A 14,400-nucleotide genomic window follows, 5' to 3' on the forward strand; every position below is an offset into this window, starting at 1 on the left:
AGTGTTGTCGAGGTCAATCTCGGGCAGGGTCGTCGGGCCAACACGGGACCGGTCGCGGATGTGACAGACTCGCGACTCGTGCCACTCCGATTCCCCCGCCCCACCCGGTACGGCTGGCTCGCCGTCGGGCTGGGCGTGCTCGGGGTGCTCTGGCGGGTCTGGCTGACCGTGGTCGGCACGCCGCCGACGAACAGCGACGAGGCCACCATGGGACTTGCCGCGCTGCACATCGCGCAGGGGCGGGACCTGCCGGTCTTCTTCTACGGGCAGCACTACATGGGCACCATCGAGGCGTACCTGTCGGCGCCGCTGGTCGCGCTCGCCGGGCCGTCGGTGGCCGCGCTGCGGATTCCCACCCTGCTGCTCTACGCACTCTTCCTGGTGCTGATGTACCAGCTGGTCAGGCGCGTCTTCACCGCCGGTCTGGCGGTGCTCACCGTCGGGCTGCTGGCACTGGGCTCGGACCGGATCGTGAAGAACCAGTTGATCGCCGGTGGCGGCTATCCGGAGACCGCCCCGATGCTGGCCGGCCTGCTGCTGCTCACCTACCTGATCGTCACCCGCACCACCACCCGCTGGTACGCCCTCACCGGCTGGGGCGTCCTGTTCGGGCTGGTGCTGTGGAACCACTGGCTGCCGGCGCCCTACCTGCTCGGCGCGCTGCTGGTGCTCGGCGCAGCCCGGGTGCTGACCCGGCGCACCGCCGGACTGGTCGGGGCCGGACTGCTGGTCGGGATACTGCCGCTGGTCGTCGGGAACGTGCAGGCCGGCTGGCGCGACAACTCGGTCGCGGTGCTGTTCCGGCTCAGCGGCTCCGGCAGCGACGCCGGGCTGTGGGACCGGATCGTCGGCGGCACCTGGCTGGGCCTGCCGCTGGGGATGGGACTCTGCCGGCCGAGCGCCTGCGCCGGCTGGTCGCTCTGGTGGGGACCGGCCGTGCTGCTGTTGCTGGCCGTCGCCCTGGTGATCGCGGTACGGCAGCTCCGTACCCGTCCGGGACCCGAGGGGGGTGCGGACCGGGCTCGGGCGGCGATCTGGCTGGTACTGGCCGGTGCCGGCCTGCTCACCGTGCTCAGCTACGTTCGCAGCCCGTCGGCCGCGGACACGCCGGTGGAGAGTTCCCGCTACCTGTCGGTACTGCTGGTCTCGCTTCCGGCGGCGCTCTGGCCGCTCTACCGGCCGGCCCGGGCCGGCGGTCGTCGGGCGGTGCCGGCGGCGCTGCCGATCGCCGCGCTCGCGGTCACCATGCTCGCCGCCACGGTCAGCCTGACCGGTGCCGTCGGCGAATACCGGGCGGACCGGGCGGAGAAGTCCGCGGTACTCGCGGCACTGCGCGAACGCGGGCTGACCTACGTGCACGGCGGCTACTGGACCTGCAACTGGATCAGCTACCTGAGCGCGGAACGGGTCACCTGCGGCGTCGTCGACGACCGACTGGGCCGGGGGCTCAACCGGTACCCCGGCTACTGGCGTCCGACGGCGCAGGCCGTGCTGGCGCCGGTCGGCTCGCCACTCGACGCCGAACTGGCCCGCCGGCTGCCCGGCGCCAACCCGCAGACGGTGCGCGGCTACCACCTCTATCCACCGCCGCCCCCGACCTCCTGAGCGCCCGGGGCGCGGGACAGACGGCGACGGGCCGCCCGCGCATCGCGGGCGGCCCGTCGTGGTCCGGTCAGCCCGGCCGGGCGTACCGCCCGGCCGGGCGGCACCGAGTCTGCCAGCGGCTGACCCGGTAGCTCCCGTCAGGCGGCGGCCAGGGCCGGGCCGTCGGCGGTGTCGAGCAGCCCGGCTTCGTCCGCCGGCCGCAACGCCAGCGCCAGTACGTCCGCCACGTCGGCCAGGGTGTGCACGGTCAGTGCCTCCCGGACCTCGGTGGGCAGGTCGTCCAGGTCCGGCTCGTTGCGGGCCGGGATGATCACCTCGGTCAGTCCCGCCCGGTGCGCGGCGAGCAGCTTCTGCTTCACCCCGCCGATCGGCAGCACCCGGCCGGAGAGGGTCACCTCGCCGGTCATCCCGAACTCCGGGCGTACCGGCCGGCCACTGGCCAGCGAGGCCAGTGCGGTGACCATGGTGATGCCGGCGCTCGGTCCGTCCTTCGGCACCGCACCAGCCGGCACGTGCAGGTGGATCCGCCGTCCGGCCAGCGCGTTCGGGTCCAGCCCGAGCGCTCGGCCGTTCGACCTGAGGTAGGAGAGCGCGATGTGCGCCGACTCCTTCATCACGTCGCCGAGCTGACCGGTCAGGGTCAGCCCCGGCTCGCCCTCCATGCTCGTCGCCTCGATGAACAGCACGTCACCGCCGGCACCGGTCACCGCCAGCCCGGTCGCCACCCCGGGCACCGCCGTCCGCTCCGCCGACTCCGGCGTGAACTTCGGCCGGCCCAGATAGCTGGTCAGGTTGTCGGTGTCGACCCGTACCGGACCGTCGGTCGTGGCCAGCGCGACCGCGACCTTGCGGAGGATCTTCGCCAGCGCGCGTTCGAGCTGGCGTACCCCGGCCTCCCGGGTGTGCTCGGCGGCGATCCGGCCCAGTGCCGCGTCGGAGACGCCCACCTCCTCAACGGTCAGTCCGGCCCGTTCGATCTGCCGGGGCAGCAGGTGGTCCCGGGCGATCGCGACCTTCTCCTCCTCGGTGTAGCCGTCCAGCGTGACCAGCTCCATCCGGTCCAGCAGCGGGCCGGGGATCGCCTCCACCACGTTGGCGGTGGCCAGGAAGAGCACGTCGGACAGGTCGAGGTCGACCTCCAGGTAGTGGTCCCGGAAGGTGTGGTTCTGCGCCGGGTCCAGCACCTCCAGCAGGGCGGCTGCCGGGTCACCGGTGTACCCGGCGGAGATCTTGTCGACCTCGTCGAGCAGTACCACCGGGTTCATCGAGCCGGCCTCGCGCAGCGCCCGGACGATCCGGCCGGGCAGCGCGCCGACGTACGTCCGGCGGTGGCCGCGGATCTCGGCCTCGTCCCGGATGCCGCCGAGCGAGACCCGGACGAACTTCCGGCCCAGGGCGCGGGCGACCGACTCGCCGAGGCTGGTCTTGCCGACCCCGGGCGGGCCGCCGAGGGCCAGCACGGCGCCGGAGCCACGGCCACCGACGACCTGGAGGTTGCGGGCCGCCCGCCGGTTGCGCACCGCCAGGTACTCCAGGATGCGGTCCTTCACGTCGGCCAGGCCGGCGTGGTCGGCGTCGAGCACCTCGCGCGCCTGCAACAGGTCGGTGTTGTCCTCGGTACGCGTGGTCCACGGCATCTCCAGCACCGTGTCCAGCCAGGTACGGATCCAGCCCGCCTCCGGGGAGGCGTCACTGGCCCGTTCCAGCTTGCCGACCTCGCGCAGTGCCGCCTCGCGTACCTTCTCGGGCAGCTCGGCGGACTCGACCCGGGAGCGGTAGTCGGCGGAGCCGTCCGGCTCGTCCTCGCCCAGTTCCTTGCGGATCGCGGCGAGCTGCTGGCGGAGCAGGAACTCCCGCTGGGACTTCTCCAGCCCCTCCCGCACGTCGGAGTTGATCTGCTCGGTGACCTCCTGCTCGGCCAGGTACGCCTTCACCCAGCCGACCAGCAGTTCGAGCCGGGCGGTCACGTCCGGCGCGGCGAGCAGTTCGATCTTCTGTTCCAGGGTGAGCCACGGCGCGTAGCCGGCCGAGTCGGCCAGCTCGGCGAGGTCGGTCATCCGCTCGACGGCGTCGATGACCTGCCAGGCGCCGCGCTGTTGCAGCAGTGACGTCACGAGTGCCCGGTATTCCCGGGCGAGTTCCTTGGCCCGGCCGGCGGGTGCCGGCTCGGTGAGCTGGACCGTCTCGACCCAGAGGGCCGCGCCGGGTCCGGGGACGCCGGAGCCGATCCGGGCCCGGGACTCGCCGCGCACCACGGCGGCGGGTTCGCCGCTGGGCAGCCGGCCGACCTTCTCGATCGTGGCGATCACGCCGATGGAGCCGTACTCCCCGTCGACCCGGGGCACGGCCAGCAGCTTCTTGTCGCCGGTGGCCCGGGCGGCGTCCACCGCGGCCTGGGTGGTCGCGTCCAGGGTCACCGGGATGACCATGCCGGGCAGCAGGACAGCGTCGGTCAGTGCCAGAACCGGAAGAGTTGCCATCACACACCTGCCATCGATTAGTTGAGCTTGTACGACTCAAGTAACAAATGATGCCCCGTGTTCCGGGTTGTGACCCAGCCCACTGCGCCGTCTCCCTGCCCCGGGGCCGCGTCAGGAGAATTTGGTGCCGGCCAGCGGAGGCGGCACGTAGAGACCGAGGCGCAGCGCGGTCACCGCGGCCAGGGTGCGGGTCGGACTGTCTAGTTTCCGCAATATATGTTCGACATGTGCGGCAATGGTGCGTTGGGTGATCACCAACTGGTGGGCCATCTGCTGATTCGAACAGCCGTCGACCAGCAGCCCGAGGATCTCCAGTTCGCGCCGCGTCAGGCCACGCAGGTCGCCGGGAGGCGACGCCAGCACTATCGCCACCAGATGCGCCGGCACCGACGACGGACAGGGCAACACGGTGATCCGGACGTGCTCCTCCAGCCCCTGCACCGTCCGGTTCGGACAGAGGTAGGAGGTGTGCGGAGCACCGTCGGCCAGGCCGGCGACCGCCACTGCCAGCACCACCGAGTCGACCCGGAGAACCGGATGCTCGCCCAGCCCGGGCAGCGGCAGCACTCCGCCACCCCGGGTCAGCACCACTCCGGCGATGGCGTCGGCGACGATCCGGGACAGGTTGACGATCGAGCGCATCGGGTCGACAGCGTCGGCGATGGCCGGGATGAGCAGCCCGAGCACGTCCCGCGCGGCATCGTCCGGCTGTGTCGGGTCGTCGGTGTTCAACGTGATCATGCCCAGGTGGCGGCCGTCGGACGTGAACAGCGGTATCCCCGCTCCCTCACGGAATCCCGCCGGCTCCAGATGCTCCGCCCAGACCCGCACCTCGGACGGCGGCACCGGCAGGTCGCGTACCCGTAGCGGCGGCCCGACCCGGTTCAGGCCGATCAACTCGATGTCCTGGTAGAAGTCGGGGTCGCGCATGAAGGCGACGACGGACTCGGGATAGCCGTGACCGCCCAGCGTCGCGAACTCCCGTAGTTCCGGATCGAGCACATGCATCGCGACGGCGCTGTACGGCGTCACCCGACGCAGTACGGTGAACAGCTCCGGCAGCCGGTCCTCGGCATCACCCGGCAGCGCCGCGATCCGCCTCGCCTCGCCTACGGCCTCGATCGCACCCGAGGAAAACTCAACCATTTCCGCGCCCTCACAGTCAGTCCCATTCGCATGTCGTCACCTTCGAATGGGCCGTCCTGCTCCCGCCGCCAAAAATGCCCCGCGCCGATGCGCTCACCCAGGTAACCGGCGCTCGCGTCGGCGGGAAACGCCCTCCGCGCCGTTCGCGGGCAACTTCCGCGCCCACCCGCTCAAATCAGCGGCGCCGACCCGGCCCGGTGCGGAACGAACCAGCCCCGGCGGGCCGCCCGCAGCAGGGCGACGTGCCGGTCCGGGGCTCCGAGTGCGACGACCGTCCGGGCCACCGTCTCGGCAACCAGGCTCAGCGGCAGGTCGAGGCCGACCGCGACCCGCTCGTCGGTCCAGCCGGCCAGCAGCAGGCCGAGCAGCACCAGCTCGCACCGGTTCAGCACACCCCAGCCGTCCGGCAGCGGGGCGAGCAACGCCAGCCCGAACAGCGGGGCCGGCGCGGCGGCGCAGCCCAGCAGCACCACCCGGAGAAACTCGTCGGCGGTCGCCGGGGCGTCCCGCCCAAATTCGGTGCGCCGCTGCCGGACCGGCCAGAGGAAGGAGACCGATCCCTCGGTCCGGGGCGCCAGCTCGTCGATCACCGGAAGCAGGGGTGAGCCGACCGTCAGCAGCGGGTGCCCGGGAAGGCCGCAGAGCGGGAACGGATCGCCGGTGTGCGTCAGCACCACTCCGGCGACGGCGTCGTGCACGACCCGGGCCAGCACCGACAGCGACCGCAACGGGTCGATGGTCGCGGCGATCCGGGGCGTCAGCAGCCCGATCAGATCCCGCTCCCCGTCGGTGGGGTGGCCAGCGTCCTCGGTGCAGAGCGCGAGCATGCCGATGTGCCGGCGGTCCTGGCTGAACAGGCCGACCGCGAGCCCTTCGTGGAAGCCGGCCGGCAGGTAGTACTCGCTCCAGATCGGATACTCGACGGCAGGCATCGGATGGTCCCGGGCGCACTGCGGGACGGGCGATTCGGTCAGACCCGCCTGCTCGGCCTGTTCCATCGACGCCCGGGTGCCGAAGTAGTCCCGGATCCGTCCCGGATAGCCGGTGCAGAGCACCTCGACGAACCGGTGGCTCCGCTCGTCGGCCAGGGAGAGCCAGGCCGCGTCGTAGGGAACCACCCGGCGCAGCAGGGACATCCACTGGGCCGGTCGGTCGGCGCCGACCGGACTCGCGGCGATCGCCGCCGCCTCGTGGAAGATCTTGGACAGCGAGGGGTTCCGGGTCATCTGGCGCTCCGGGTCAGTGAGCGTGGCACGTACAGGCCGAGCCGGAACGCGCGTACCGCGGCCAAGGTGCGGGAGGGCGCCGCCAGCTTCGCCAGGATGTGTTCGACGTGTGCGGCGACCGTCCGGTGGGCGATCACCAGGCTGTCGGCTATCCGCTGGTTGGACCAGCCTTCGACCAACATGCCGAGGATCTCCAGCTCCCTGCGGGTCAGCCCGTGCAGGTCGCCAGGTGGCGCGACCAGCACCACGGCACGCAGGTACGCCGGTACGTGGTCCGGGCAGGCCAGCACGCTGATCCGCAGGAGGTCGCGGTACGGCGATCCCGAGTGGTCGGGGCAGAGAAAGGCGGCGTGCGGCTCTCCCTCGGCCAGGCTGCCGGCCGCCGCGCGGAGCACGGGTGAGCCGGGCCGGAGTACCGGATGGTCCGGCAGGCCCGCCAGCTCGGCCGCGTTGCCCGCCCGGGTCAGCACCACCCCGGCCGTCGCGTTGGCGACGATCCTGGCCAGGGCGGCGACCGAGCGCATCGGGTCGACCGCCTCGCCGATCACCGGGGCGAGCAGGCCGAGGAAGTCCCGGGCGGCGTCGGTAGGGTGCTCGGTCGCCTCGGTGTGCAGGGCCAGCACACCGATGTGCCGGCCGGCCGGGCCGAACAGGGGCACCCCGATTCCCTCGTTGAACCCGGCCGGGGCGAAGTGCTCGCTCCAGGAGTACAGCTCGGCCACCGGGACCGGCGACTCCCGGACCCGCAGCGGCGGCCCGTCCCGGTCCAGCCCGAGGAGTTCCACCTCCTCGTACTGCCGTGGGCCGAGCAGGTGCGTCATGGTCGCCTGGTCGTAGCCGACCGCACCGACCGTGTCGAACCTGAGCCGTTCCGGATCCACCACCTGCACGACCGCGGCGTCGTACGGGCCCAGTCGGCGCAGCACGGCGAAGAGTTCCGCCACCCGCTCCGCCGCAGCTACCGGTGCCGCCGCCAGTCGTTCGACCTCGGCGGCGATTTCCGCGGCGTGCGGCGGCAGGTCGGCCATTGGTCAACGTCCCGGAGTAACGACGGAGATGCGGTCGGGCCCTTTCATCGAATCGGCAGTCCTGTCAATCGACAGCGCGGGGACAGGTGCGATTACCTAGGTAAACGCCACCGGGCGTCACAGGACACGCGGCGCCCGGCCGGCGGAACCGGCTCGGCGGTGGGCGATGGCCGGACGGCCAGCCGGCCGATGGTCGTGGGGGGCGCGCACGCTCCGGCGCGCTCCCCACCCGGTCCGGCCGGGTCGTTCCGTCCCCGCCGGTCCGGGGAGCCGTCCCCGCCGGTCCGCGACGGCCCTGCGACGGTGTCCGTCAGCCCGGTTGGCAGATCTGCCCGTTCAGCGCGAAACCGCTCGGCGCGGCGTACCCGCTCGCCACGTACCCGATGGTCACCGTCGCGCCGGGCGCGATCACCGGGTTCCAGTGCAGGTTGCCGGCGGTGACCACGCCGCCGGTGTGGCTGACCAGTCTCGCGTTCCAGATCGCGGCGATCCGCTGTGAGTCCGGCATCTTCCAGGTCAGGGTCCAACCGTCGACAGTGGTCGCGCCGACGTTGCGGACCGTGATCCAGACCTCCGCGCCCCGGCGCTGGACATGGGCGGTGCAGGCCGACACCGGCCCGGTGGTCACGGCGACCTGGTTGGAGAGCGCCGAGGAGTTGCCGGCCTCGTCCACCGCCCGCACCGCGAACCGGTACCCGGTGCGCGGCGACAACCCGGCGACCGTAAACGCGGTACTCGGATGGACGGGCGGCATCAGGAAGACCCGCCCCACCACGCTGCCGCTGCCGTCCGGCGCGATGGCGAGCACCTCGTACCAGGCCAGCACCACGTTGTCGGTGGACGGGTTCCAGCGCAGCGCCACGGTGGTCTCACCGACCCCGGTCACGGCGAGCGAGGTGGGTGCGCTCGGCGGCTGGCTGTCGCCAGGCGGCATGGTGTAACGCAGCGACGGCGGCGCCGTCGACCGGTTGCCGGCCGCGTCCAACGCCCAGACCCCGAAGGTGTAGGTCCGGGACGGCAGCATCCCGCCGAGCACGATGCGGTTGGTGGGGGTCCGGTGCAGCATCGCGACGTCGGTGAAGATCTGCGAGACGTGGTATTCCAGCACCCCGACGTTGTCCGTGGACGGCGTCCAGGTGAGTTCGACGGTGTTGGCGGTGGCGCCGACCACCGTGATCGCGCCGGGTGCACTGGGCGGCTCGGTGTCCTCGGCGGCGGCCTGTGCGGCGGTGCCGCCGCCGGCCACCAGGGCGGCGACGAGGACGGGCAGGATCAGGGTACGGGCCCAGCGGCGGATCGGTCGGTACGGGCGACTGCGCACGGGAATCCTCGCTCTCGGCTGATGGTGCCGGGGGCGTACCAGCACCAATACATTCATCGTGAATGATGGATGTCTCGTGGCGGATCCACCACCCGGCCAGTACCGCGCCGGGCCGTGGTCGTTGACGGGCTTCGTGGCCATGAGTACCCTCACACGTCATACGAAAGACATTCAATCATGTGAACTCATAGATTTGGGCCGGACAGCGCACGGCATGCCGACGGGGCCATGCCGCGCGGGGTTCGGCCGGTCTGCCGTTCCAGTGATCCACTGCGGTCGCTCCGGGCCGCCGGACCGCACACCACCGTTTGGAGGCCCGCGTGAAACGCGTCATCACCACCACCACAGCCGTCGTCGCCGCAGCCACGCTCCTGCTTTCCGGCTGTTCCGAAGGATCGGGGGACGACTCTGGGAACGGGTTCGAGTTCTGGTCGTTCACCGGGATCAACCAGAAGCTGGACGTCGAGAACTACAAGAAGAAGCATCCGGACGCCAACATCAAGCTCACCGAGGTGGGCAGCACGACCGAGACGGCCCAGGCCCTCACCGCGGCACTGGCCGGCGGCAAGGTGCCCGACCTCGTGCTGATCCAGGGTGACGACCTGCCGAAGTTCATGCAGTCCCCGGACAACTTCGTGGATCTGAGCACGCTCGGCGCCGACAAGATCAAGGGCGACTACCTCGACTGGGTGATGAAGCAGTCGACCACCGAGGACGGCAAGATCGTTGGGGTACCGACGGACGTCGGCGGGATGGCGATCGCATACCGCACGGACCTGTTCAAGGCCGCCGGTCTGCCCACCGACCGGGAGCAGGTCTCCAAGCTGTGGCCGACCTGGGACGCGTTCACCGAGGTCGGCAAGCAGTACGTCCAGGCCACCGGCAAGCCGTTCCTGGACAACACGCCGACGAGCATCTTCTACCAGGCGGTCAACCAGGGCACGGAGCGCTACTACGACGCGAACCGCCAACTGTCGTACGACAAGAACCCACAGGTCAAAACAGCGTTCGACCTGACGCTCAAGGTCACTGCGGCCGGCATCTCCGCCAAGCAGTCCTCGTTCTCGACCGGTTGGACCGCGGGCATGACCAAGGGTGACTTCGCGGTGGTGTCCGCACCGGCGTGGATGCTCAACGCCATCCGCACCAACGCTCCCGACACCGCTGGCAAGTGGGACATCGCCACCGTCCCCGGCGGCTCGGGGAACTGGGGCGGCAGCTACCTGGCCATCCCCAAGCGGGCGAAGAACCCGAAGGCGGCCTGGAACTACATATCCGAGATGCAGTCGCCGGCCGGCCAGCTGGAGAACTTCCTGACCAAGGGGAACCTGCCGACGACACCGTCGGTCTACACCGATCCGCAGCTCGTCGGGCGGGAAGAGCCGTTCTTCTCCAACGCGCCGATCGGCAAGATCTACACCCAGTCCGTCCTGAACATCAAGCCGTTCTACATCGGCCCCGACGACGCCGCCATCGGCACCGAGCTGCTGAACACCCTGACCAGCGTCGAGCAGGGCAAGGTCGCCCCCGCCGACGCCTGGAACACCGCCCTGAAGAACGCCAAGAACGCCCTGGGCGGCTGAACGGACGACTGAGGTGCGGCGGCCGGCGCCGACCCGGCCGCCGCACCTCGGGAAGGTGACCTGTGACCACCACGCTCAGCCCGGCCCCGGCCCCGAAGACCAGCACCCGGCCCACCCGGTACCGACACATCCAGCAGGGCGTACGCGAGCGGCTCGCGCCGTACGCCTTCGTGGCGCCGTTCTTCCTGCTCTTCTGCGTCTTCGGCCTCTTCCCGCTGCTGTTCACCTTCTATGTCGCGCTGTTCGACTGGGACCCGATCGGCGAGCGGAACTTCGTGGGGCTGGCCAACTTCTCCCAGCTCGTGCAGGACCCGCGGTTCTGGGGCGCGCTGCGCAACACGTTCAGCATCTGGGTGCTGTCGACCGTCCCGCAGCTGCTGATCGGGCTCGGCCTGGCCCACCTGCTCAACAACGTACGGCTGCGCGCGGCGACGTTCTTCCGGATGGCGGTGCTCGTCCCGTACGTCACCTCGGTCGCGGCGACGACGATCGTCTTCGCCCAGCTCTTCGACCGCGACTACGGCATGCTCAACTGGTTCCTGGAGCTGCTGGGCTTCGCGCACGTCGACTTCACCGCCTCGGTCTGGGGCAGCCACTTCCTGATCGCCATGATGGTCGCCTGGCGGTGGACCGGCTACAACACGCTGCTCTACCTGGCCTCGCTCCAGGCGGTCCCCCGCGAGCTGTACGAGGCCGCCGCCGCGGACGGCGCCACCGGCTGGCAGCAGTTCCGGCACATCACCATCCCGTCGCTGCGGCCGATCATCGTCTTCACCGTCGTCACCTCGACGATCGGCGGGTTGCAGATCTTCACCGAGCCGCTGCTGGTCAACCCGGTGGGTGGGCTCACCTGTGGGGCGGCCCGGCAGTGCCAGACGCTCACCCTGTTCCTCTACGAGCAGGGCTTCGGCCGGTTCCACTTCGGCTACGGCGCCGCCATCGCCGTGGCGCTCTTCGTGATGGTCGTGCTCTTCTCCACGATCAACTACCTGCTGGTCACCCGCATCCGCCCGGAGCGCCCATGAACCCCACCCCTCCGACCAGCACCAGCTCCCCGACCAGCACCGGGCGGGCGCCCCGCCGCCAGCGCGGTGCCACCCGGATCTCGCTCGGGGTGTACGCGCTGCTCGGCGTCATGGTGTTCGTCAGTCTCTTCCCGCTGTACTGGATGTTCGTGGTGGCCACGACCGACTCGGCCACCGCGTACAGCCTGCCGCCGCGCGTCGTGCCCGGCGGCAACTTCTTCTATCTGGCGGACCTGGTCTTCGAGATCGTGCCGTTCGTGCAGGCGCTGGTGAACAGCGTCGTCGTCTCCACCTCGATCGGGGTCGGCCAGGCGGTGCTCTGCGCGCTGGCCGGCTTCGCCTTCGCCAAGCTGCACTTCCGGGGCCGCGACACGCTGTTCCTGATCGTCGTGCTGACCATGACCGTGCCGGCCCAGCTGTCCGTCATCCCGCAGTACCTGATCATGTCGAAGCTCAACTGGGTGGACACCCTGCAAGCCCTGATCGTCCCCGGGCTGGTGAGCGCGTTCGGCATCTTCTGGATGCGTCAGCACATGGTCGCCACCCTCGACGACGAGTTGCTGCACGCCGCCCGGGTGGACGGCGCGACGACCTGGCAGATCTTCTGGCGGATCGCCTTCCCGCTGGTCCGCCCGGCAGCGCTGGTGCTCGGACTGTTCGGCTTCGTCTATTCCTGGAACGACTTCCTGTGGCCGTTCATCGTGCTGAAGTCGCCGGAGAACTACACCGTGCAGATCGCCATCAAGGCGCTACAGAACAGCCGGGACATCGACCTTGGCCTGGCCATGTCGGGCTCGTTCCTGGCCACGCTGCCGCTGCTGGTGCTGTTCGTCTTCGTCGGCCGACGCCTGGTCCAGGGCATCATGGAAGGCGCCTTCAAGGGCTGAGCCGGGATCAGCCGGCCCGGACCGCCCCCGTCAGTCGCTGTCACCCCGCTCAGACGACCCGGCGCAGGTAGGAGAGGCAGGAGCGCTCCATCGCCGCCCAACTCTGTCGCGCCGTACCGAAACCGTCGATCACCCATGGATCACCCATCCGGCGCCGGCGGCCAACAGCCGGGTTCGGTCCCTCACCGCCCAGCGGTCCGCCGCGCGAATCCCGCGCGACCCGCGCTCCGCACCGACAACGGCGCCATGATCGCGGCAGTCGGCGACCTGCTGGTTCACGCCGGCGCGACCCGCAGCCCACTCGACCTTGCCGTTCGGAATGCAGCAGCCCCGACAGGAACAACACGGTGTCCTCCTGCACGGGCAGGACGGCGTGTATGTAACGCTCATAGCGACGCGGGATCCCAGCTGAAGTAGTTCTGCGAAAAGACACTTCAGGTCGGGATCCCGCGCCTTTCGTTGCACCACAACGACTCCCGGCGCGTCCACGCACGACAGCGCATCCCGCCACCCTGCGCGCTCACGCCGTTGCCCGGAACGGCTCATCGTCCGGACAGGCCGGAAACCGTGAAGGCTTGAACCGTGTCTCCCAGTTCAAGCCTTTCAATATCGCGCGTTTCCTAAGGCACTCGAACTCTAGGCTGTCATGATCGCACGGTCAGGCCCGCCACTCCCCGCTGGCCAGGAGTGCGCGGATCCGTTCCAGTAGGGTGTGATCACGGTCAGGTCGTTCGTTCTCCACATGCGAGGTCGACGACCAGAACTGCGCCACGTCCCGGCCGGCGAGCCTGCCGCGACGGGTATGCGCGTCCAGCGCGTAGTCCGGGATCTCGAATGGCACGTCCCTGCTGTTCATCAGGTGCATGGTCATGTTGGCATGCTCGTCGGAGCTACGATCCTTGGTCCGGCTGGCGAGGAAGCGTACAGCGTGGACGGCGTACAGCCAGCGGTCGCCGAAGTCACGGTCGAGGCGCTCGTGCATCTGGTACAGCGAGTTGACGATCACAGGTTCGAGGAAACTGCCGTCACCGGTGTCCTCGCAGGAGATCACACACAGCCGCGACCACAGCTTTTCCTCCAGCTGTGGGCTCGTCTCGTACATTTCGCGCGCGACGAGCAGGGCCAACTCAATGTCACCCCGCCGAATCGACTTCTGCAAGGTAGAAATCAGCTCGTCGGCGGCGTAGCCGCGCTTGCTGGTCACGGCGGCCCATGGCTTTCCTGTCTTGCGCAGGGGCATCGCTATCGTACTCCTTTGTGGTCAGAAGGTAGCCATCCCGCTGCACGCTCGTTTCAGGACGCTGGCGCCAACAGCGACTCTCTACTCCCCAGGCGAGCCAAACCTCCGCGCGGACTAGGCGAGCAGGCTGATGGCGCCGGCGCGGTGTCTCCAACGCGCAGGCGTGACGGCCAAATTGCAACCTCTGGTGTGAGTATCAAGGGTGCACGCATCCGATCTGGGAAGTGCGTGCACAAGACCCAGCGAGAAGTGCTGGAAAGAACGCAGAAATTGCGGGGCGAACTAGAATCCGCCAGGAGCACGGGCGTTCGTCAGACGCCAAGCGTCAAGATCGGCCATGAGCCGTTTATAGCACAGCGACGCCAGCGCTTTTGCCCTGTGTCGGCCCACTGAGGCTGTCCGAGCAGGGAACTGACTACTGAAGGTCGTGTTGTTCGGTCGTGCTCGATGTGGAGGATGACCAGCGCGGCGGCTACGATCTTCCCGATCCGCCACGGGTTGAGGCTGACGTTGCGCAATGCCTTGAAGGTCATCTTGAGCAGCAAGTTCCCGCGTTCCCCGATCGCCCGCAGGCTGTGGTGCGCCCTGTTGAACTGCTGCTGGGTCAGCAGCAGCCCGCCGTTCTTCGATCTCTTGAACGCTACGGTGACCGTGCCGGCGAGGCCTTCGTAGCCCAGATCGCCCAGAGTGCGCAGGCCCGCGCCGGCCTCGGCAAGCGCAGGCGGGATCTCGGGGTGCGTGCGCACGGCGGTGGTGTCGTGCTCCCGGCCGGGCCGCACCTCGCTGGTCCAGATCCCGCCGCTTGGTGCTCGCATCCAGAGGACCCTCTGCCACGGTCTCGAACTCCCACCGCCGCCGG

The 14,400-nt window shown here is 69.9% G+C and carries 11 protein-coding genes; 4 read left to right on the forward strand and 7 right to left on the reverse strand.

The annotated features are described in order from the left end of the window. Positions 1–78 precede the first annotated feature (78 nt). On the forward strand, positions 79–1,605 hold the full coding sequence (locus O7626_RS32860) for a hypothetical protein (protein WP_278064885.1): 1,527 nt from the start codon (positions 79–81) through the stop codon (positions 1,603–1,605). 137 nt (positions 1,606–1,742) lie between these two features. Here the strand turns inward: O7626_RS32860 and lon are convergent, their stop codons facing one another. The 5 genes from lon to O7626_RS32885 all read right to left on the reverse strand — a co-directional run bounded on the left by lon (position 1,743) and on the right by O7626_RS32885 (position 8,806). Further along, a complete protein-coding gene (gene lon / locus O7626_RS32865; protein WP_278064886.1) occupies positions 1,743–4,085 on the reverse strand; it encodes an endopeptidase La in 2,343 nt (780 codons plus the stop codon). 111 nt (positions 4,086–4,196) lie between these two features. Next, positions 4,197–5,231, reverse strand: a complete 1,035-nt coding sequence (locus O7626_RS32870) for a LuxR C-terminal-related transcriptional regulator (RefSeq protein WP_278064887.1) — start codon at positions 5,229–5,231, stop codon at positions 4,197–4,199. 170 nt (positions 5,232–5,401) lie between these two features. Further along, positions 5,402–6,457 (reverse strand): hypothetical protein, encoded by a 1,056-nt coding sequence (locus tag O7626_RS32875; protein WP_278064888.1) that lies wholly within the window; start codon positions 6,455–6,457, stop codon positions 5,402–5,404. Continuing rightward, positions 6,454–7,485 carry a LuxR C-terminal-related transcriptional regulator gene (locus O7626_RS32880; protein WP_278064889.1) on the reverse strand — a complete coding sequence of 344 codons (1,032 nt, stop codon included), beginning with the start codon at positions 7,483–7,485 and terminating at the stop codon, positions 6,454–6,456. Before O7626_RS32880 ends, O7626_RS32875 begins: the two co-directional genes overlap by 4 nt. A gap of 310 nt (positions 7,486–7,795) precedes the next feature. Further along, on the reverse strand, positions 7,796–8,806 hold the full coding sequence (locus O7626_RS32885; RefSeq protein WP_278064890.1) for a cellulose binding domain-containing protein: 1,011 nt from the start codon (positions 8,804–8,806) through the stop codon (positions 7,796–7,798). A gap of 320 nt (positions 8,807–9,126) precedes the next feature. Here O7626_RS32885 and O7626_RS32890 point away from each other — a divergent pair, with 320 nt between their 5' ends. The 3 genes from O7626_RS32890 (at position 9,127) to O7626_RS32900 (ending at position 12,301) form a co-directional block, all read left to right on the forward strand. After that, positions 9,127–10,389 carry an ABC transporter substrate-binding protein gene (locus tag O7626_RS32890; RefSeq protein WP_278064891.1) on the forward strand — a complete coding sequence of 421 codons (1,263 nt, stop codon included), beginning with the start codon at positions 9,127–9,129 and terminating at the stop codon, positions 10,387–10,389. A gap of 62 nt (positions 10,390–10,451) precedes the next feature. Next, on the forward strand, positions 10,452–11,414 hold the full coding sequence (locus O7626_RS32895) for a sugar ABC transporter permease (RefSeq protein ID WP_278064892.1): 963 nt from the start codon (positions 10,452–10,454) through the stop codon (positions 11,412–11,414). Next, positions 11,411–12,301 (forward strand): carbohydrate ABC transporter permease, encoded by an 891-nt coding sequence (locus tag O7626_RS32900; protein ID WP_278064893.1) that lies wholly within the window; start codon positions 11,411–11,413, stop codon positions 12,299–12,301. Before O7626_RS32895 ends, O7626_RS32900 begins: the two co-directional genes overlap by 4 nt. 658 nt (positions 12,302–12,959) lie before the next feature. Here O7626_RS32900 and O7626_RS32905 read toward each other — a convergent pair. Together O7626_RS32905 and O7626_RS32910 are read right to left on the reverse strand one after the other, a co-directional pair. After that, the gene (locus tag O7626_RS32905; RefSeq protein WP_278064894.1) at positions 12,960–13,541 is read right to left on the reverse strand and encodes a hypothetical protein; all 582 of its coding nucleotides are present in this window, start codon (positions 13,539–13,541) and stop codon (positions 12,960–12,962) included. A gap of 311 nt (positions 13,542–13,852) precedes the next feature. Next, on the reverse strand, positions 13,853–14,356 hold the full coding sequence (locus O7626_RS32910; RefSeq protein ID WP_278064895.1) for a transposase family protein: 504 nt from the start codon (positions 14,354–14,356) through the stop codon (positions 13,853–13,855). Positions 14,357–14,400: the final 44 nt, after the last annotated feature.

The sequence above is a fragment of the Micromonospora sp. WMMD1102 genome, assembly GCF_029626265.1.
Classification (GTDB): Bacteria; Actinomycetota; Actinomycetes; order Mycobacteriales; family Micromonosporaceae; genus Plantactinospora.

Excerpts from the sequence above, each read along its gene's own strand:
- O7626_RS32905 (WP_278064894.1), bottom strand. The coding sequence starts at position 13,541 with ATGCCCCTGCGCAAGACAGGAAAGCCATGGGCCGCCGTGACCAGCAAG.
- lon (WP_278064886.1), bottom strand. The coding sequence starts at position 4,085 with ATGGCAACTCTTCCGGTTCTGGCACTGACCGACGCTGTCCTGCTGCCC.
- O7626_RS32910 (WP_278064895.1), bottom strand. The coding sequence starts at position 14,356 with ATGCGAGCACCAAGCGGCGGGATCTGGACCAGCGAGGTGCGGCCCGGC.
- O7626_RS32875 (WP_278064888.1), bottom strand. The coding sequence starts at position 6,457 with ATGACCCGGAACCCCTCGCTGTCCAAGATCTTCCACGAGGCGGCGGCG.
- O7626_RS32880 (WP_278064889.1), bottom strand. The coding sequence starts at position 7,485 with ATGGCCGACCTGCCGCCGCACGCCGCGGAAATCGCCGCCGAGGTCGAA.
- O7626_RS32900 (WP_278064893.1), top strand. The coding sequence starts at position 11,411 with ATGAACCCCACCCCTCCGACCAGCACCAGCTCCCCGACCAGCACCGGG.
- O7626_RS32870 (WP_278064887.1), bottom strand. The coding sequence starts at position 5,231 with ATGGTTGAGTTTTCCTCGGGTGCGATCGAGGCCGTAGGCGAGGCGAGG.